The following is a 16,489-nucleotide window of genomic DNA, read 5'->3' as shown; positions in this document are numbered from 1 at the left end:
CCCATGGCGTCAGCGCGATGCAAACCGGATGCTGATGATCTTGGGTTCAATGCCTGCCACCGAAGGCGATTCGTCGACATAGTTCAAGCTGCCGCTGACGGAATTGCCGTTGTCCCACACCAGCTCCATCCACATCTTGCCATCGAGCGCCAGGAATTGCCCGTTGCCGGAGCGGGTGATTTCGTGTTCGCCCTGTTCGTCGACGCGCGCATACATGCGGTTAGCCTTGCGAATCAGGTAGAGCGTCTTGCCGTTGGAAAGATCGTATGCGCCCTTGTATTTGCCGAATTCGTCGGGCGACATGTAGGTACGATTAACCTCTTTCGAGGCGGGGATCAAAACTTTTTGTTCGGTGCTCTGTGCGTACGCCGAAAGGGCGAGCGCGAACAGGCAGCCGGTAGCCACTAACCGCTTCATGATTGCCTCCATTTTTTTGGTGTGTGGCCAGGACTCTAAAATTGCCTGGCTCTTTCAATATAGCGCCCGGTTAGGCGGATTGCTATCCCTGCGTCGCATTGGTTCGTGGCCGCGGCGCGCAGGCTTTCGCCTGCGGTTAACGCGAGGCTATTGAGAGGGGGGCGTGGGCCGGCTTCTGGTCGGCTACGCTAGACGAAAAGTTCAGTTCGCCGGTGGCGGTATCGTCGTCGATCCAGACGATGTTCATATCCATGCTGCCGTCGGCGGCAGTGAACTTGCCGTCGCCTTGCCACAGGATTTGCCGCCGCGGCTGTTGGCCAACTTGCGCGTAGATATGCATTGCAGTACGCGACAGGGTCAGGGTCTGGCCGTTGGACAGGGCATAGGCGCCCTGGTATTGGTAGAACTCTTGCGGTGAGATGAGCTTGCGCTCCATATGCATTTGCTTCTGCGCGGGCACAACCACCGATTGGTCAGCGCCGGTGCTGCTTTGTGCTGCTGCGCTTGCAGCGAGGACAAGTAGCCCAGCGGCAGCGAAGTATCGCTTCATGACTGCCTCCATTCGTGGACCAAGGGTGCCAGGCCTCAATTGTTGTCTGGCACTTTTCAATATAGCCTTGGCAGTGGCCGACGGAAGTTCAATATTTTGATGAAACCATCTGTGGCGATACCTTGCGCATATGCCCCATCAGCGTTGGTAGGTAACGCGATACACCTTGTGCGCATGGTCGTCGGAAACCAGTATCGAACCATCCGGCATCACCGCGATATCGACCGGACGGCCGCTCACTGCTTCGTCTTGCAGGAAGCCGTCGATGAAGGCGGTATCGCTGACCAGCTTATTGCCATGCAGGGTGACCAGGCGCACCTGGTAGCCGATCTTGTTGGCGCGGTTCCATGAGCCGTGCTCCGCAATCAGCAACTGGTTGCGGTACTGCTCGGGGAACTGGGTGCCGATATAGAAGGCCAGGCCAAGCGGCGCCACGTGCGGGCCCAGTGCCGCCACTGGCGGCACGTAGGCGTCGCAGCTTTTGCCTTTGCCGAACTGCGGATCGGGCAGCACGCCGCCGTGGCAGTAAGGGAAGCCGAAATGCATGCCGGCTTTCGGGGCCACATTCAATTCGCAGGACGGCATGTTCTCGCCCATTTCGTCGCGGCCGTTATCGGTAAACCACAATTCCTTCGTGACCGGGTGCCAGGTGAAGCCGACCGTGTTGCGCACGCCGCGCGCGTACAACTCCCAGTTGCTGCCGTCCGGGTTCATGCGCCAGATCTTCGAATAGGCCTCGTCTTCCTTGTCGCAGATATTGCAGGGTGCGCCGATCGGGACGTACAGCTTGCCGTCCGGTCCAGCCTTGATGTATTTGGCGCCGTGCCAGGTCTCCTTCGGCAGGTCATTCTTGATGACCTTGTAGGCCGGTTTGCTGGCGTAGTTTTTCTCAATGTCGTCGAATTTGATGATGCGCGAGATCTCACCGACATACAGCGCACCGTTCAGCAGCGCGACGCCGTTGGGATGGTCCAGCCCTTCGGCAACGGTGACCACTTTCTCGGCCATGCCATCCTTGTTGGCATCAACCAGGGCGTAGACCTTGCCGGCCTTGTTCGAACCAACGAAGACCAGGCCGCTGTCGGTCACGGCCAGTTCGCGTGCGCCCTGCACATTGTCGGCATAGACCGCGATCTGGAAGCCTTTGGGCAGTTTGAGCGCGGCCAGGCTGGGGTTTGCCACGGCAGCCGGGGCTGCGGCGGGAGCAGCGCCTTTTCCGGCGGCGGCCTTGCGGGCCGCAGCGTTGGCCGGCAGCAGGTATTCGGCCAGCTGATTGAGCTGGACGTTGTTCAGTTGCTTGTCCCAGGCCGGCATGCCTTTGTCGACGACGCCTTTGCCGATCACGCGCAGCAGGTTGGCCCTGGTCGGCTGGCCGTGCAGCCAGGTAGCGTCGGCCAGGTTGGGGCCGGCGGCGCCTTCCAGGTCCTTGCCGTGGCATTGGGCGCAGTTTGCCTGGTAGAGCTTGTAGGCGGCGGTCAGGTCGGGCGCTGCCGATGCAAGGGAGGAGAGCAGGGCAGCGGCCAGGGCAGGCGTGGCCAGGACCAGGATTTTTTTCATCATTTTATTTCCCTCTGGAATGTCGAAATGGCAGGCGGATTATCCGCCTGTTCCCTGTTTTTTGCATTTCGTCGCATATGGCGGGACGCTGGGCGAGCCCGCCGATATGATGAAACCATCGAAAAACAGTCATGATGGGGAGCGCAAAATGAAAATCGCTAAAAACATGGAAGCCATCTTCCTGGCCGCCCTTTTGGTCCTTGGTGGTATTAATATGGCAACCATCGTTGCCACCAGTGCGATCCCCGAACTGCCTTTTGTCCTCGCGGCAGCCAACCTGTGATAGCGCGCTGATGACTTACCAAGGATAGAAAATGAAGAAACCATTCCAGTTTGGCTTGCTGTTTACCGCGCTGTGTCTGTTCCTGGGGCTGGCCCGGGCCGACGATACGACGACGGAGACGCGGGCCATCGATGCGCGCGTGGTGCGCGTCAAGCTCGACGGCGTAATCGACCTCAAGCTGCGCCGCGGCGACACCCCGGCGCTCAACATCACAACCGACAAGCGTTACGTCAACAAGGTAACGGCAGTGCAGACCGGCGACACGCTTTATCTCGATACCGAGAGCCGCGGCGTCAAGCTGAAGTCCTCGGCGGTGAAGGTGGAGCTGGTGCTGCCGCAGTTGCGTGAACTGGTATCGGAGGGCGTGGGCAGCACGGAAGTCAGCGGCTTCAGTGGCGAAAATATCGACCTGACCCTGGATGGGGCGGGCAGCATGAAGGTGGTTTGCGACTACAAGAAGCTGAAGGCCAACCTGGGCGGCGTGGGCAGCATGCATGTGTGGGTGACGGAGAACGAGAACGTCGACCTCGACCTGCAGGGCGCGGGCTACATCACCATCGGTGGCCGCAGCAAGAACCTGAAGGCGACGCTGGGCGGCCTGGGCGGCCTGAATGCGCAGCAATTCAAGGCGGAAGACGTGAGCCTGGATTTGAGCGGCCTGGGTAATGCAACCATCAATGCGTCCAACAACGCCAACCTGAATCTGAGCGGACTGGGTTCCGTGACCGTGTACGGCAAGCCCACCACCCGCAACGTCAGCGTGGATGGGCTGGGCAAGGTGAGCTGGAAGTAAGAGACATTCTGCAGTGCATAAAAAGAGATAAATCTAAAGCACCATGAAAAAACTACGAGGCGTGTTAATCGCGCTCGGCATCGCACTAGGGCTGCAGGCCAGTGCGCATGCCGGGTTCGCGGAAGGGGCCACGGCGTATAACAACAAGAATTATGCGCTGGCCTACAAGGAGATCCTGCCGTTGGCCAAGGCGGGCAATACGGAAGCCGAGCATTTGCTTGGCTTGATGTACTACATGGGCCGTGGCGTGCCGCAGGACTACAAGCTGGCGCTGGCCTGGCACCGCAAGGCCGCGCTCAAGGGCAAGGCCGATGCGCAGTATGTGGTGGGGGCCATGTATTACACGGGCAATGCGGTGTTGCAGGACCATAAGGAAGCGGTGACCTGGTTCCGCAAGGCGGCGGAGCAGGGGCATGCGGATGCGCAGCAGGTTCTTGGGCTGATGTACCGGTATCACATTGGCGGGATGCCGCAGGATAATGTGATTGCTTATATGCTGTGGAACCTGGCAGCGGCGGGCGGTTCGGCCAATGCGGCGGAGCAGCGGGCGGCCGTGGCGAGGGGCATGACGCAGGAGCAGATTGAGGAAGGGCAGGCGTTGTCGTCGGCGTGGAAACGGAATACGCCGTTGCCAAGGTCGTCGCGGACTGGCGGCGGCTGAAAAGCCGCCTGCGGCGCGGCCAACGGTGTTGGTTCGGGCATCGCACAACCGCAACCCCAGGCCCGAAGCCCGTACAGGGTCAGACCCTTGGGTCTGACCCTGGTTTACCGGTTTTGAGGTAAAATCCCGCCCGTCATTGGGGAGTAGCCTCTCCTCCACCCAAGGAGGAGGCATATGCCAACACACTTGGCCCACAGGCCATGGCATATGCGGTCCCACACTTGGCAAGACCTTTGACCACAGCGCCGCCGATGTAGGCCGGGGGCGAGTTGTGGTCATTCGTCCGTGCCCGGCCTGGAAACACAATATGGAATCGCTCCTCGTCTCAACCGGCGTCATCGCCCTGGCCGAAATCGGCGACAAGACCCAGCTGCTGGCCTTCCTGCTTGCCGCCCGCTTCAAGAAACCGCTGCCGATCATCGCCGGCATCCTCGTCGCCACCATCTTCAACCACGGCCTGGCCGGTGCACTGGGCGCCTGGATCACCTCCTTGCTCACGCCGGAAGTGTTGCGCTGGGTGCTGGGCCTGTCCTTCCTCGGCATGGCTGCCTGGACCCTGGTGCCGGACAGGATCGAGGACGACGAAACCACGATCGCCAGCCGCTTCGGCGTCTTCGGCGCCACCCTGGTGACCTTCTTCCTGGCCGAGATGGGCGACAAGACCCAGGTCGCCACCGTGGCGATGGCCGCCCACTATCCGGCCCCGCTGATGGTGGTGGCCGGCACCACCCTCGGCATGCTGATCGCCGACGTGCCTGCCGTCTTTGCGGGCGACAAGCTGGTCGCGAAAATCCCGCTCAAGCTGGTGCACGGCATTGCCGCCGCCATGTTCGCGGGACTGGGCCTGGCCACCTTGCTCGGCATGGGCGCTCGCTTCGGGCTGTAAGCGCTACAATCGCCTCTTTCCAGGAGAGGTGATGCCATGATGCGTGCGATTGAAATCCAGAAACCGGGTGGCGCCGATGTGCTGCGCCTGTGCGAGCGTCCGCTGCCGGTGGCGAAGGAGGGCGAGTTGCGCATCCGCGTGCACGCGGCCGGCATCAACCGGCCGGACGTGTTTCAGCGCATGGGCAGCTACGCGCCGCCGCCGGGCGCCACCGATATCCCGGGCCTGGAGGTGGCAGGCGAGATCGTCGATGGCGACCTGGCAGCCAGCGGCTTCAAGATCGGCGACATGGTATGTGCGCTGGTGCAGGGGGGCGGCTATGCCGAGTACGTGACGGCGCCGGTGCAGCAGGTGCTGCCCGTGCCGCACGGCCTGTCTCCGCTGGAGGCGGCCTCGTTGCCGGAGACTTTCTTCACCGTCTGGAGCAATGTATTCGACCGCGCAGGGCTGGGCAAGGGCGAGACCTTGCTGGTGCAGGGCGGCACCTCGGGCATCGGCGTGACGGCGATCCAGCTCGCCCGCGCACTCGGCCATCGCGTGTTTGCCACGGCGGGCAGCGACGAGAAAGCGCGGGCCTGCGAGGCCTTGGGCGCGGCGCGCGGCATCAACTACCGCACCGAAGACTTCGCAGCCGTGGTGCGGGAACTGACCGGCGATACCGGCGTCGACGTGATCCTCGACATGGTGGGCGGCGATTACCTGCCACGCGAAATCAGTTGCCTGGCCGACGATGGCCGCATCGCCATCATCGCGCTGCTGGGCGGCGCCAAGGGTACGCTGGACATGGGGCAGGTGCTGAAGCGCCGCCTGACCATCACGGGTTCGACCCTGCGTCCGCGCTCGGTCGCGTTCAAGGGGGCCATCGCGCGCCAACTGCGCGAAAAGGTATGGCCGCTGATCGAGGCGGGAGACATCAAGCCCGTGATCTACGAGAGCTTCCCGCTGGAGCAGGCAGCCAAGGCCCACGCGCTGATGGAGAGCAGCAGCCATGTGGGCAAGATCATGCTGCAGGTGCTTTAAGGTTTCTTGCGGTAGTGGCCGACAATATAGGTGATCATTGCAGCGCCCCAGCTCACCGCAGTGACGACGAGCAGTAGGGCGATGAACACGAGGACCACAATCTCCGAGCCCTGGCCCTTGAGGCTTCCGAGAAAGGCAAACAGTGGGACCGCGACGATGATCGGCAGCGCGACCAGGGCCCACACCGAGCGTTTCAGCAGGGAAGGGCGCGATTTCGTCTCTGCCGGTGGCTTACGCAAGTTGCGCCAGGCCAGGGCTGGCCACCCGAGCAGGAAGATCAGCGCGCTGATCTCGTCGTTGCTGGATACGAGCCTGAACAGGATGAGCAGGAGCGTGACCTGGATGAAGCCCAGCACGATGCCCCAGATAATAGTCAGGAGCTTTTTCATGGCGCGACCGCCTTGCTTCTGGTCGCGAAGGCAAGCGTAGCGCCAAGCCAGCCGCAGGCAACAGTCATGGCCCCAAGCACCTGCCTGAACATGGCATCAAAAGTGCCGACAAGCCCGCCGCGATCTGCGGCCAGGCCGTGGATCGCGGCAATCGCCGCCAGCGGCAGCAGGGACATGAGGGTGATTAACATGTTGTCGAGCTCGCGCTTGCGCAGCCTGCGGATCTCGACGCAGCGCCAGGACAAGGAAGGAAAGCCGATGACAAAGATCCAGAACGTCATCGCCGTCAAACCGCCATGAGGTTGATTGTTGAATAACGTTGGCACGCTGCCGATGATGAGAGCGGTGGGTAACGCCAACGCGAACCCGAAAAAGATGTCAAGAATATTATTTTTCATGGGGCGCGAAGTCTAGCGTTTGACCCGACTTTGGGGCGCACGCTACAATAACGGGTTATTAAAAATTAAGCTACTATGCGCCGCAAACTCGTCATCGGTAACTGGAAAATGAACGGCAGCCGTGCCGCCAACACTACCCTGTTGGCAGGCATCAAGGCTGGCCTGGGTGATGCAAAGGCCGATACCGCGGTCTGCGTCCCAGCCCCGTATCTGGCACAATGTCAGGCTGAACTCACGGGCAGCGCGATTGCCTGGGGTTCCCAGGATGTGTCCGCCCACGCTTCGGGCGCCTACACAGGTGAAATCTCGGCAGCCATGTTGCTGGATTTCGGCAGCAAATTCGCCATCGTCGGCCACTCCGAGCGCCGCTCCTACCATCAGGAGAGCAGTGCCCTGGTGGCCCAGAAGGCGTTGGCTGCCGTGAATGCCGGCCTGGTGCCGGTGGTTTGCGTAGGCGAGACGCTGGAAGAGCGCGAGGCCGGCAAGACCGCCGACGTGGTGGGCGAGCAACTGGATGCGGTGCTGGAGGTGCTGGGCGCTGAACAGCTGGCAAAGATTGTGCTGGCGTACGAGCCTGTCTGGGCAATCGGCACCGGCAAGACCGCCACTCCGGAAATGGCGCAGGAAGTGCATGCGCTGCTGCGCGCCCGGGTGGCAAAGAAGGATGCGGCATCTGCCGCCGGCATGCAGATCCTGTATGGCGGCAGCATGAAGCCGGAAAACGCCAAGGAGTTGCTGGCCCAGCCTGATATCGACGGCGGCCTGATTGGCGGTGCAGCACTGAAGGCGGTGGATTTTCTTGCCATCATCGCTGCTGCATAAGCGGGGCAATTTTATTATTTAAGGAATAGCATGAACACTTTGTTCAATCTGGTTATCGTAGTGCAGGTCATCTCCGCCGTGGCGATCATTGGCCTGGTACTGCTGCAGCATGGCAAGGGCGCCGATATGGGTGCCGCCTTCGGCTCTGGTGCTTCGGGCAGCTTGTTTGGTGCTTCTGGCTCCTCCAACTTCCTGTCTAAGTCGACCGCACTGGCGGCAGCCATTTTCTTCGGCGCCACCCTCGGCCTGTCGGTCCTGGCTAGCAAAGGCAATATTTCGGCCGGCGCCGGTGTGATGGATAACGTCAAGGCCCCGGCGGCGGCTCCTGCTCCGGTGGGTGGTGCTGCGGCGATTCCTTCGGCTGCTCCTGCCGCTCCTGCAGCTCCAGCGGCTGCGACTCCGGCTCCTGTCGAGGCGCCGGCTGCTTCCGCGCCAGCTGCTTCGGCACCTGCCGCGGCCGCTCCAGCTGCTTCGCCAGCGAAGTAAAACTGGCAACTTTGAACTTTTTGCCGTTTTTCTTCTTGATTATGCGCAATTTGCATTAACAAAGCGATGATCACAGTGTAGAATAGCGGCCTATTGCCGACGTGGTGAAATTGGTAGACACGCTATCTTGAGGGGGTAGTGGCGCAAGCTGTACGAGTTCGAGTCTCGTCGTCGGCACCAAAAAAGATCAAAAGCCAGCAGGTCGTTTGAATCGTAGATTCAGTGGCTTAGCTGGTTTTTTTACGAGGATGTGTCGTTTGATCCTGGTCTCAGTAGTAGGTGATTGGGGTCGAGCGTAATTCAACTAAGCTGCTTACCCATCGTGAACCTCGAAAATTACTTCCCCGTCCTGTTGTTCCTGATCGTCGGCCTTGGCGTCGGCGTAGTCCCGCAAGTGCTCGGCCATATCCTTGGCCCGAACAAGCCCGATGCGGCCAAGCTCTCCCCATTCGAGTGCGGCTTCGAAGCTTTCGAAGACGCGCGCATGAAATTCGACGTGCGTTACTACCTCGTCGCAATTCTGTTCATTCTGTTCGACCTTGAAACTGCATTCTTCTTCCCATGGGGCGTCTCCATGCGTGAACTGGGCTGGCAGGGTTACGTGACGATGATGGTGTTCATCGCCGAATTCGTGGTCGGTTTTTGGTATATCTGGAAGAAAGGTGCCCTTGATTGGGAATAAGCCATGTCTATTGAAGGCGTATTTAACGAAGGCTTCATCACCACTACCTTTGACACGGTAATCAACTGGGCGCGTACGGGTTCGATGTACCCGATGACGTTCGGTCTGGCTTGCTGTGCAGTGGAGATGATGCATGCTGGTGCTGCCCGTTACGACCTGGAGCGTTTCGGTTTCATGTTCCGTCCGTCGCCACGTCAGTCCGACGTGATGATCGTGGCAGGCACCCTGTGCAACAAGATGGCCCCTGCGCTGCGCAAGGTCTATGACCAGATGCCCGACCCGCGTTGGGTGATCTCCATGGGTTCCTGCGCCAACGGCGGCGGCTACTACCACTACTCGTACTCCGTAGTGCGCGGTTGCGACCGTATCGTGCCGGTCGACGTGTACGTGCCGGGATGCCCGCCGACTGCAGAAGCACTGCTGTACGGCATCCTGCAGCTGCACAACAAGATCAAGAAGACCAACACGATCGCGCGGTAAGACCTTATGAACACACATCTGCAAACACTGGTCTCCGCCCTCGAGCAAAAGCTGGGCGAGCGGGCCTCCATCGTCGTCGCGCTGGGCGAAGTGACGATTACAGTCAAATCTGGGGACTACTACCAGGTAATGCAAGAGCTGCGCGACGACGCAGCTTTGCGTTTTGATACGCTGATCGACTTGTGCGGCGTTGACTACTCGACCTACGGTGAAGGCACCTGGGACGGCCTGCGCTTCGCGGCCGTGACCCACCTGCTGTCCGTCACCAAGAACTGGCGCCTGCGCGTGCGCGTGTTCGCTTCGGACGACGACATGCCTATCCTGGCCTCCGTGACCTCGATCTGGCGCTCCGCCAACTGGTTCGAGCGCGAAGCGTTCGACCTGTTCGGCATCATCTTCGAAGGCCACAACGACCTGCGCCGCATCCTGACCGACTACGGTTTCATCGGCCATCCATTCCGCAAGGACTTCCCAGTGTCGGGCTACGTTGAAATGCGCTATGACCAGGAGCAGAAGCGCGTTGTCTACCAGCCTGTGACCATCGAGCCGCGCGAAAACGTGCCGCGCGTGATCCGCGAAGAAAACTACGGGAAGTAAGAAATGGCTGAAATTAAGAATTACACCCTGAACTTTGGTCCGCAGCACCCTGCGGCGCACGGCGTGCTGCGCCTGGTGCTGGAGCTGGATGGTGAAGTGATCCAGCGCGCCGACCCGCATATCGGCCTGCTGCACCGCGCCACCGAGAAGCTGGCCGAGCAGAAGACCTACCTGCAATCCGTGCCGTACATGGACCGCCTGGACTATGTGTCCATGATGTCCAACGAGCACGCCTACGTGATGGCGATCGAGAAGCTGCTGGGCCTGGATGTGCCGGTGCGCGCGCAGTACATCCGCGTGATGTTCGACGAAATCACCCGCCTGCTGAACCACCTGCTGTGGCTGGGCGCGCACGCGCTGGACGTGGGCGCCATGGGCCCGTTCCTGTACGCATTCCGCGACCGCGAAGACCTGATGGACTGCTACGAAGCAGTGTCGGGCGCGCGCATGCACGCGGCTTACTACCGTCCGGGCGGCGTGTACCGCGACCTGCCGGACGCCATGCCGCAGTACAAGGCATCGCTGATCCGCAACGCGAAAGCGCTGGCAGAGCGTAACGAGAACCGCCAGGGTTCGCTGCTCGACTTCATCGAAGACTTCACCAAGCGTTTCCCGACCTATGTCGATGAATACGAAACCCTGCTGACCGACAACCGTATCTGGAAACAGCGTACCGTCGGCGTGGGCGTGGTGTCTCCTGAAGACGCAATGGCCATGGGCTTCACCGGCGCCATGCTGCGCGGCTCGGGCATCGCCTGGGACGTGCGCAAGAAGCAGCCGTACGAGGTCTACGACAAGATGGACTTCGACATCCCGGTCGGTACCAACGGCGATTGCTACGACCGCTACCTGGTGCGCGTGGAAGAGATGCGCCAGTCGAACAGGATCATCAAGCAGTGCGTGGCATGGCTGAAAGCCAACCCGGGTCCTGTCATGACCAGCAACCGCAAGGTCGCTCCGCCTAACCGCGTGGACATGAAGACCAATATGGAATCGCTGATCCACCACTTCAAGCTGTTCACCGAAGGCTTCCACGTGCCGCCGGGCGAAGCGTACAGCGCGGTGGAACACCCGAAAGGCGAATTCGGCATCTACCTGATCTCCGATGGCGCCAACAAGCCATACCGTATGAAGATCCGCGCACCGGGCTTCGCCCACCTGCAGGGTCTGGACGAAATGTCGCGCGGCCACATGATCGCCGACGCCGTGACCATCATCGGTACCCAGGACATCGTTTTCGGTGAAATCGACCGCTAAGGGCAAGAAATGCTGTTATCCCAAGAATGCTATAAAAAAATCGACCGCGAGTTGGCCAAGTATCCGGCCGACCAGCGCCAGTCGGCCGTGATGGCCGCGCTGGCCCACGCCCAGGTTGAACTGGGCTGGCTGTCGCCAGAAACCATGAAGGAAATCGCGGACTACATCCGCATGCCGGCCATCGCCGTGCAGGAAGTCGCGACTTTCTACAATATGTACAACCTGAAGCCGGTCGGCAAGCACAAGATCACCGTGTGCACCAACCTGCCATGCGCTCTGTCGGGCGGCGTGAAAGCTGCCGAGCACCTGAAGGCCAAGCTGGGCATCGACTTCCGCGGCACCACCGAAGACGGTGCGTTCACGCTGATGGAAGGGGAGTGCATGGGCGCCTGCGGCGACGCACCGGTCATCCTGGTCAACAACCACCGCATGTGTTCCCACATGAGCAACGACAAACTGGACGCCCTCGTGGAGGAGCTCAAGAAATGACTTCCCTGCACGACCGTCACATCAACCCCCTGATCCTGAAGGATCTGAACGGCGACAACTGGCGTCTGGCCGACTACGTCAAGCGTGGCGGCTACTCGGCGCTGCGCCGCATCCTGGAAGAGAAGATTCCTCCAGAGCAGATCATCGCCGACCTGAAGACCTCCGGCCTGCGCGGCCGCGGCGGTGCGGGTTTCCCGACCGGCCTGAAATGGTCCTTCATGCCGCGCCAGTTCCCTGGCCAGAAATACCTCGTCTGCAACACCGACGAAGGCGAACCGGGCACATTCAAAGACCGCGACATCATCCGCTACAACCCGCATTCGCTGATCGAAGGCATGGCCATCGGTGCGTACGCGATGGGTATCACCGTGGGCTACAACTACATCCACGGCGAGATCTTCCAGGAATACCTGCGCTTTGAAGAAGCGCTGGAAGAAGCGCGCGCCGCCGGCTTCCTGGGCGACAAGATCATGGGTTCGGAGTTCAGCTTCCAGCTGCACGCCCACCATGGCTACGGCGCCTACATCTGCGGCGAAGAAACCGCGCTGCTGGAATCGCTGGAAGGCAAGAAAGGCCAGCCGCGCTTCAAGCCGCCTTTCCCGGCCTCGTTCGGCCTGTACGGCAAGCCGACCACCATCAACAACACCGAGACTTTCGCGGCCGTTCCGTTCATCCTGAACATCGGCGCCGAAAACTACCTCGGCCTGGGCAAGCCTAACAACGGCGGCACCAAGATCTTCTCGATCTCGGGCGACGTTGAGCGTCCGGGCAACTACGAAGTCCCGCTGGGCACTCCGTTCGCCAAGCTGATGGAGCTGGCTGGCGGCATGCGCGGCGGCAAGAAGATCAAGGCCGTGATCCCTGGCGGTTCGTCCGCTCCGGTGATCCGCGGCGAGATCATGATGCAGACTGACCTCGATTACGATTCGATCGCCAAAGCCGGCTCCATGCTGGGTTCGGGCGCCGTGATCGTGATGGACGAGACGCGCTGCATGGTGAAGGCCCTGGAACGCCTGTCCTACTTCTACTTTGAAGAGTCGTGCGGCCAGTGCACCCCGTGCCGTGAAGGCACCGGCTGGATGTACCGCATGATCCACCGTATCGAGAACGGCCAGGGCCGTCCTTCGGACCTGGACATGCTGAACTCCATCGCCGACAACATCCAGGGCCGCACCATCTGCGCGCTGGGCGATGCTGCCGCCATGCCGGTACGCGCCTTCGTCAAGCAGTTCCGCGAAGAATTTGAATATCACGTCGAACACAAGCACTGCCTGGTGCCTGTTTCGGCTTACTAAGCTGCGATTATCATGGTTGAAATCGAAATTGACGGCAAAAAGGTAGAAGTCCCTGCGGGTAGCATGGTGATGGACGCCGCCAACAAGCTGGGTACCTACATCCCGCACTTCTGCTATCACAAGAAATTGTCGATCGCTGCGAACTGCCGTATGTGCCTGGTCGAAGTTGAGAAGGCGCCTAAGCCTTTGCCAGCATGCGCCACGCCGGTATCGGCTGGCATGGTCGTGAAATCCGCCTCCGACAAGGCTGTGCAAGCACAGAAGTCGGTGATGGAATTCCTGCTGATTAACCACCCGCTGGATTGCCCGATCTGCGACCAGGGCGGTGAGTGCCAGCTGCAGGACTTGGCCGTAGGCTACGGCAAGATGGAGTCCCGCTACGAAGAAGAGAAGCGCGTTGTGCCGCCGAAGGCCGGCAGCTCGCTGGTGGCGATGGAAGAAATGTCGCGTTGCATCCACTGCACCCGTTGCGTGCGTTTTGGCCAGGAAGTGGCCGGCGTGATGGAACTGGGCATGCTGGGCCGCGGCGAGCATTCCGAGATCACCACCTTCGTGGGCGAAGCAGTGAGCTCCGAAATGTCGGGCAACATGATCGACCTGTGCCCGGTCGGCGCGCTGACCTCGCGTCCATTCCGCTACAGCGCCCGTACCTGGGAACTGTCGCGCCGCAAATCGGTCTCCCCGCACGACTCCACCGGCGCGAACCTGATCGTGCAAGTGAAGCAGGGCTCCGTGAAGCGCGTGCTGCCGTTCGAGAACGAAGCAGTCAACGAGTGCTGGATTTCCGACAAGGACCGCTACTCCTACGAAGCGCTGGAAAGCGCCGAGCGCCTGACCAAGCCGATGCTGAAGCAGGGCGGCGAGTGGAAAGAAGTTGAATGGCAAGTCGCGCTGGAATACGTGGCGCACGGCCTGAAGAACATCAAGCACGAACACGGCGCGGACTCGCTGGCTGCCTACGGCACCGCGCACTCCACCGTGGAAGAACTGGCCCTGCTGAAGAAGCTGATGCACGGCGTGGGTTCCGAGAACGTGGACTTCCGCCTGCGCCAGTCCGACTTCGCGCTGGATGGCGAAGTGAAGCCGTGGCTGGGCATGCCGATTGCTGAACTGAGCTCGCTGCAGCGCGTGTTCGTGATCGGTTCCTTCCTGCGCAAGGACCACCCGCTGTTCGCGACCCGCATCCGCGCGGCCGTGAAAGCCGGCGGCAAGCTGTCCGTGCTGCACGCTGCCGACACTGAAAACCTGATCACCACCGCCAACAAGATTATCGCTGCGCCGACCGACTGGCTGGCCGCGCTGTCCGGCGTAGTGTCCGCTGTGGCCAAGGCGAAGGGCGTTGCCGCTCCGGCCGGTTTCGAAGGCGTGGTCGCCTCGGCCGAAGCAGAAGCCATCGCTGAATCGCTGGTGGGCGGCGAGCGCAAAGCTATCTTCCTGGGTAACGCCGCCGTGGCGCATCCGGAAGCGTCGAAGCTGCACGCTGCCGCACAGTGGATCGCTGAACAAACCGGCGCCAAGCTGGGCTACCTGACCGAAGCAGCCAACACCGTTGGCGGCTACCTGGTCGGCGCCACCGCGAAGAACGCGGCGCCAGCCTTCTCCGTGCAGAAGAAAGCCTATGTGCTGCTGAACGCCGAGCCGGAACTGGACGCTGCCAACCCGCAAGCTGCCAAGACCGCGCTGAACGCCGCCGACATGGTGGTCGTGATGTCGGCCTTCAAGCACGGCATGGAGTACGCCGACGTGCTGCTGCCAGTGGCGCCGTTCGCCGAGACTTCCGGCTCCTTCGTCAACGCCGAAGGCCGCCTGCAGTCCTTCAACGGCACCGTCAAGCCAATGGGCGACGCCCGTCCGGCCTGGAAAGTGCTGCGCGTACTGGGCAACATCCTCGGCCTGGGCGGCTTCGACTACGAGACCTCGGAATCGATCCGCGACGAACTGTTCGAAAAAGGCGCGTCCGACCTGTCGGCCAAGCTGTCGAACGTGTCGCGCAAGGCTGCCGTTGCCGGCGTGCCGTTCACCGCGACCGGCTTGCAGCGCCTCGCCGACGTGCCGATCTACTTCGCCGACGCCCTGGCGCGCCGTTCCGGCCCGCTGCTGGCGACCACCGATGCTGCCGCTCCGAAAGCGCACCTGTCTACTGCCGCTGCGCAGCAGATCGGCGTGAAGGCCGGCGACAAGGTTGAAGTGAAGCAGGGCTCCGGCTTTGCGATCCTGGAAGCGACCATCGACGCCGGCCTGCCAGCGAACGTGGTGCGCGTGTCCGCCGCACACGCATCGACCGCGATGCTGGGCGCGATGTTCGGTGACATCACCGTTGCTAAAGCAGGGGAGGGCAAGTAATGGCTCTGCCAGAAATGATTGATTCGATTAAAGTGATGGGCGAGGCCAACCTCGGCACCTTCTGGCCGTTCGTCTGGACCATGGCCAAGATCCTGTGCGTGACCCTGCCTCTGATGGGCCTGGTGGCCTACCTGACCCTGTGGGAGCGTAAGCTGCTGGGCTGGATCCAGATCCGTATCGGCCCGAACCGCGTGGGCCCGAACGGCCTGCTGCAGCCGATCGCCGACGCACTGAAACTGCTCTTCAAAGAGATCATCGTCCCGACCAAGTCGAACAAGTCCCTGTTCTTCATCGGTCCTGTGATGACCATCATGCCGGCACTGGCTTGCTGGTCCGTGGTGCCGTTCGCCCCGGGCGCCGCCCTGGCCGACGTGAACGCCGGCCTGCTGCTGATCATGGCGATCGCCTCGATGGAGGTGTACGGCATCATCATCGCCGGCTGGTCCGCCAACTCGAAGTACTCCTTCATGGGCGCGATGCGTGCATCGGCACAGATGGTGTCCTACGAAATCGCCATGGGCTTCGCCCTGGTGATCGTGCTGATGGTTTCCGGTTCGCTGAACCTGTCCGAGATCGTGGCCGGCCAGCAGAAGGGCACCATGGCTGCCATGGGCCTGAACCTGTTCTCCTGGAACTGGCTGCCGCTGCTGCCGATCTTCGTCGTGTACCTGGTGTCCGGCCTGGCTGAATGTAACCGCCACCCGTTCGACGTGGTGGAAGGCGAATCCGAGATCGTCGGCGGCCACATGGTCGAATACGGCGGCATGGCTTACGCGATGTTCTTCCTGGCGGAATACGCCAACATGATCCTGATCGGCCTGCTGGCTTCGATCATGTTCCTGGGCGGCTGGTCCGCACCGATCGCAGCGCTGGAAATCGGCGGCGTGTTCGGCGGCTTCTTCTGGCTGTTCATCAAGACCTTCTTCATCGTGTCGCTGTTCATCTGGACCCGCGGAACGTTCCCACGTTATCGCTATGACCAGATCATGCGTTTGGGCTGGAAAGTGTTCATCCCACTGACCCTGGTGTACCTGGTGTTCGTGGCGACCTGGATGCAGACCTCCTGGAATATTTGGAAGTAAGA

At 61.2% G+C, this 16,489-nt stretch carries 20 protein-coding genes, 1 tRNA gene and 1 riboswitch; of the genes, 16 read left to right on the top strand and 5 right to left on the bottom strand.

Going from position 1 to position 16,489, the window contains the following annotated elements; all coding sequences use genetic code 11:
* Window positions 1–9: 9 nt before the first annotated feature.
* The 3 genes from ACN9MU_RS22860 to ACN9MU_RS22850 form a co-directional block, all read right to left on the bottom strand.
* The gene (locus tag ACN9MU_RS22860) at window positions 10–417 is read right to left on the bottom strand and encodes a hypothetical protein (protein WP_426162799.1); all 408 of its coding nucleotides are present in this window, start codon (window positions 415–417) and stop codon (window positions 10–12) included.
* Window positions 418–553: 136 nt separating this feature from the next.
* Complete coding sequence (locus tag ACN9MU_RS22855; RefSeq protein ID WP_426162797.1) at window positions 554–967, bottom strand: hypothetical protein; 414 nt, start codon at window positions 965–967, stop codon at window positions 554–556.
* Between the two features lie 138 nt (window positions 968–1,105).
* On the bottom strand, window positions 1,106–2,527 hold the full coding sequence (locus tag ACN9MU_RS22850) for a c-type cytochrome (protein WP_426343500.1): 1,422 nt from the start codon (window positions 2,525–2,527) through the stop codon (window positions 1,106–1,108).
* A gap of 16 nt (window positions 2,528–2,543) precedes the next feature.
* Here ACN9MU_RS22850 and ACN9MU_RS22845 point away from each other — a divergent pair, with 16 nt between their 5' ends.
* From ACN9MU_RS22845 to ACN9MU_RS22825, 5 genes are all read left to right on the top strand, one after another.
* A complete protein-coding gene (locus tag ACN9MU_RS22845; protein WP_426162793.1) occupies window positions 2,544–2,807 on the top strand; it encodes a hypothetical protein in 264 nt (87 codons plus the stop codon).
* Between the two features lie 31 nt (window positions 2,808–2,838).
* Window positions 2,839–3,600, top strand: coding sequence for a GIN domain-containing protein (locus ACN9MU_RS22840; protein WP_057259384.1), 762 nt, complete (start codon window positions 2,839–2,841; stop codon window positions 3,598–3,600).
* A gap of 43 nt (window positions 3,601–3,643) precedes the next feature.
* A complete protein-coding gene (locus ACN9MU_RS22835; protein ID WP_426343499.1) occupies window positions 3,644–4,261 on the top strand; it encodes a tetratricopeptide repeat protein in 618 nt (205 codons plus the stop codon).
* Between the two features lie 126 nt (window positions 4,262–4,387).
* Window positions 4,388–4,563: riboswitch (yybP-ykoY riboswitch) on the top strand.
* A 5-nt stretch (window positions 4,564–4,568) separates the two neighbouring features.
* Window positions 4,569–5,147, top strand: coding sequence for a TMEM165/GDT1 family protein (locus ACN9MU_RS22830; protein ID WP_426343498.1), 579 nt, complete (start codon window positions 4,569–4,571; stop codon window positions 5,145–5,147).
* 39 nt (window positions 5,148–5,186) lie between these two features.
* Window positions 5,187–6,167 carry an NAD(P)H-quinone oxidoreductase gene (locus tag ACN9MU_RS22825; RefSeq protein ID WP_426337654.1) on the top strand — a complete coding sequence of 327 codons (981 nt, stop codon included), beginning with the start codon at window positions 5,187–5,189 and terminating at the stop codon, window positions 6,165–6,167.
* Here ACN9MU_RS22825 and ACN9MU_RS22820 read toward each other — a convergent pair.
* Together ACN9MU_RS22820 and ACN9MU_RS22815 are read right to left on the bottom strand one after the other, a co-directional pair.
* The gene (locus ACN9MU_RS22820) at window positions 6,164–6,556 is read right to left on the bottom strand and encodes a hypothetical protein (protein ID WP_426336177.1); all 393 of its coding nucleotides are present in this window, start codon (window positions 6,554–6,556) and stop codon (window positions 6,164–6,166) included. The genes ACN9MU_RS22825 and ACN9MU_RS22820 overlap by 4 nt on opposite strands.
* On the bottom strand, window positions 6,553–6,954 hold the full coding sequence (locus tag ACN9MU_RS22815) for a hypothetical protein (RefSeq protein ID WP_426162781.1): 402 nt from the start codon (window positions 6,952–6,954) through the stop codon (window positions 6,553–6,555). Before ACN9MU_RS22815 ends, ACN9MU_RS22820 begins: the two co-directional genes overlap by 4 nt.
* 75 nt (window positions 6,955–7,029) lie before the next feature.
* Between ACN9MU_RS22815 and tpiA the strand changes: the two genes are divergently transcribed.
* From tpiA to nuoH, 11 genes are all read left to right on the top strand, one after another.
* A complete protein-coding gene (tpiA, locus tag ACN9MU_RS22810) occupies window positions 7,030–7,776 on the top strand; it encodes a triose-phosphate isomerase (RefSeq protein ID WP_426162779.1) in 747 nt (248 codons plus the stop codon).
* A gap of 30 nt (window positions 7,777–7,806) precedes the next feature.
* Complete coding sequence (secG, locus tag ACN9MU_RS22805) at window positions 7,807–8,262, top strand: preprotein translocase subunit SecG (protein WP_426343497.1); 456 nt, start codon at window positions 7,807–7,809, stop codon at window positions 8,260–8,262.
* Between the two features lie 95 nt (window positions 8,263–8,357).
* Window positions 8,358–8,442, top strand: a tRNA-Leu gene (locus tag ACN9MU_RS22800).
* A 142-nt stretch (window positions 8,443–8,584) separates the two neighbouring features.
* The gene (locus ACN9MU_RS22795) at window positions 8,585–8,944 is read left to right on the top strand and encodes an NADH-quinone oxidoreductase subunit A (RefSeq protein WP_426162773.1); all 360 of its coding nucleotides are present in this window, start codon (window positions 8,585–8,587) and stop codon (window positions 8,942–8,944) included.
* 3 nt (window positions 8,945–8,947) lie between these two features.
* Window positions 8,948–9,424, top strand: coding sequence for a NuoB/complex I 20 kDa subunit family protein (locus ACN9MU_RS22790; RefSeq protein ID WP_028104278.1), 477 nt, complete (start codon window positions 8,948–8,950; stop codon window positions 9,422–9,424).
* A 6-nt stretch (window positions 9,425–9,430) separates the two neighbouring features.
* A complete protein-coding gene (locus ACN9MU_RS22785) occupies window positions 9,431–10,021 on the top strand; it encodes an NADH-quinone oxidoreductase subunit C (RefSeq protein ID WP_426162770.1) in 591 nt (196 codons plus the stop codon).
* Between the two features lie 3 nt (window positions 10,022–10,024).
* Window positions 10,025–11,278, top strand: coding sequence for an NADH-quinone oxidoreductase subunit D (locus ACN9MU_RS22780; protein ID WP_426318653.1), 1,254 nt, complete (start codon window positions 10,025–10,027; stop codon window positions 11,276–11,278).
* A gap of 9 nt (window positions 11,279–11,287) precedes the next feature.
* A complete protein-coding gene (gene nuoE, locus ACN9MU_RS22775) occupies window positions 11,288–11,767 on the top strand; it encodes an NADH-quinone oxidoreductase subunit NuoE (protein WP_057259375.1) in 480 nt (159 codons plus the stop codon).
* Window positions 11,764–13,062, top strand: coding sequence for an NADH-quinone oxidoreductase subunit NuoF (nuoF, locus tag ACN9MU_RS22770; protein WP_426162764.1), 1,299 nt, complete (start codon window positions 11,764–11,766; stop codon window positions 13,060–13,062). The genes nuoE and nuoF overlap by 4 nt, the downstream gene beginning before the upstream one ends.
* 12 nt (window positions 13,063–13,074) lie before the next feature.
* On the top strand, window positions 13,075–15,405 hold the full coding sequence (gene nuoG, locus ACN9MU_RS22765) for an NADH-quinone oxidoreductase subunit NuoG (RefSeq protein WP_426336175.1): 2,331 nt from the start codon (window positions 13,075–13,077) through the stop codon (window positions 15,403–15,405).
* Window positions 15,405–16,487 carry an NADH-quinone oxidoreductase subunit NuoH gene (gene nuoH / locus ACN9MU_RS22760; protein ID WP_426162760.1) on the top strand — a complete coding sequence of 361 codons (1,083 nt, stop codon included), beginning with the start codon at window positions 15,405–15,407 and terminating at the stop codon, window positions 16,485–16,487. Before nuoG ends, nuoH begins: the two co-directional genes overlap by 1 nt.
* Window positions 16,488–16,489: the final 2 nt, after the last annotated feature.

The sequence above is a fragment of the Pseudoduganella sp. R-32 genome (assembly GCF_049913245.1).
Lineage (GTDB): Bacteria > Pseudomonadota > Gammaproteobacteria > Burkholderiales > Burkholderiaceae_D > Rugamonas.
This window is presented reverse-complemented; position numbering and strand designations above follow the sequence as displayed.

Excerpts from the sequence above, each read along its gene's own strand:
- tpiA (WP_426162779.1), top strand. The coding sequence starts at position 7,030 with ATGCGCCGCAAACTCGTCATCGGTAACTGGAAAATGAACGGCAGCCGT.
- nuoH (WP_426162760.1), top strand. The coding sequence starts at position 15,405 with ATGGCTCTGCCAGAAATGATTGATTCGATTAAAGTGATGGGCGAGGCC.
- ACN9MU_RS22815 (WP_426162781.1), bottom strand. The coding sequence starts at position 6,954 with ATGAAAAATAATATTCTTGACATCTTTTTCGGGTTCGCGTTGGCGTTA.
- ACN9MU_RS22830 (WP_426343498.1), top strand. The coding sequence starts at position 4,569 with ATGGAATCGCTCCTCGTCTCAACCGGCGTCATCGCCCTGGCCGAAATC.
- secG (WP_426343497.1), top strand. The coding sequence starts at position 7,807 with ATGAACACTTTGTTCAATCTGGTTATCGTAGTGCAGGTCATCTCCGCC.
- nuoE (WP_057259375.1), top strand. The coding sequence starts at position 11,288 with ATGCTGTTATCCCAAGAATGCTATAAAAAAATCGACCGCGAGTTGGCC.
- ACN9MU_RS22850 (WP_426343500.1), bottom strand. The coding sequence starts at position 2,527 with ATGATGAAAAAAATCCTGGTCCTGGCCACGCCTGCCCTGGCCGCTGCC.
- ACN9MU_RS22840 (WP_057259384.1), top strand. The coding sequence starts at position 2,839 with ATGAAGAAACCATTCCAGTTTGGCTTGCTGTTTACCGCGCTGTGTCTG.
- ACN9MU_RS22790 (WP_028104278.1), top strand. The coding sequence starts at position 8,948 with ATGTCTATTGAAGGCGTATTTAACGAAGGCTTCATCACCACTACCTTT.
- ACN9MU_RS22835 (WP_426343499.1), top strand. The coding sequence starts at position 3,644 with ATGAAAAAACTACGAGGCGTGTTAATCGCGCTCGGCATCGCACTAGGG.
- ACN9MU_RS22845 (WP_426162793.1), top strand. The coding sequence starts at position 2,544 with ATGTCGAAATGGCAGGCGGATTATCCGCCTGTTCCCTGTTTTTTGCAT.
- ACN9MU_RS22785 (WP_426162770.1), top strand. The coding sequence starts at position 9,431 with ATGAACACACATCTGCAAACACTGGTCTCCGCCCTCGAGCAAAAGCTG.
- nuoG (WP_426336175.1), top strand. The coding sequence starts at position 13,075 with ATGGTTGAAATCGAAATTGACGGCAAAAAGGTAGAAGTCCCTGCGGGT.
- ACN9MU_RS22780 (WP_426318653.1), top strand. The coding sequence starts at position 10,025 with ATGGCTGAAATTAAGAATTACACCCTGAACTTTGGTCCGCAGCACCCT.
- ACN9MU_RS22825 (WP_426337654.1), top strand. The coding sequence starts at position 5,187 with ATGCGTGCGATTGAAATCCAGAAACCGGGTGGCGCCGATGTGCTGCGC.
- nuoF (WP_426162764.1), top strand. The coding sequence starts at position 11,764 with ATGACTTCCCTGCACGACCGTCACATCAACCCCCTGATCCTGAAGGAT.
- ACN9MU_RS22855 (WP_426162797.1), bottom strand. The coding sequence starts at position 967 with ATGAAGCGATACTTCGCTGCCGCTGGGCTACTTGTCCTCGCTGCAAGC.
- ACN9MU_RS22860 (WP_426162799.1), bottom strand. The coding sequence starts at position 417 with ATGAAGCGGTTAGTGGCTACCGGCTGCCTGTTCGCGCTCGCCCTTTCG.
- ACN9MU_RS22820 (WP_426336177.1), bottom strand. The coding sequence starts at position 6,556 with ATGAAAAAGCTCCTGACTATTATCTGGGGCATCGTGCTGGGCTTCATC.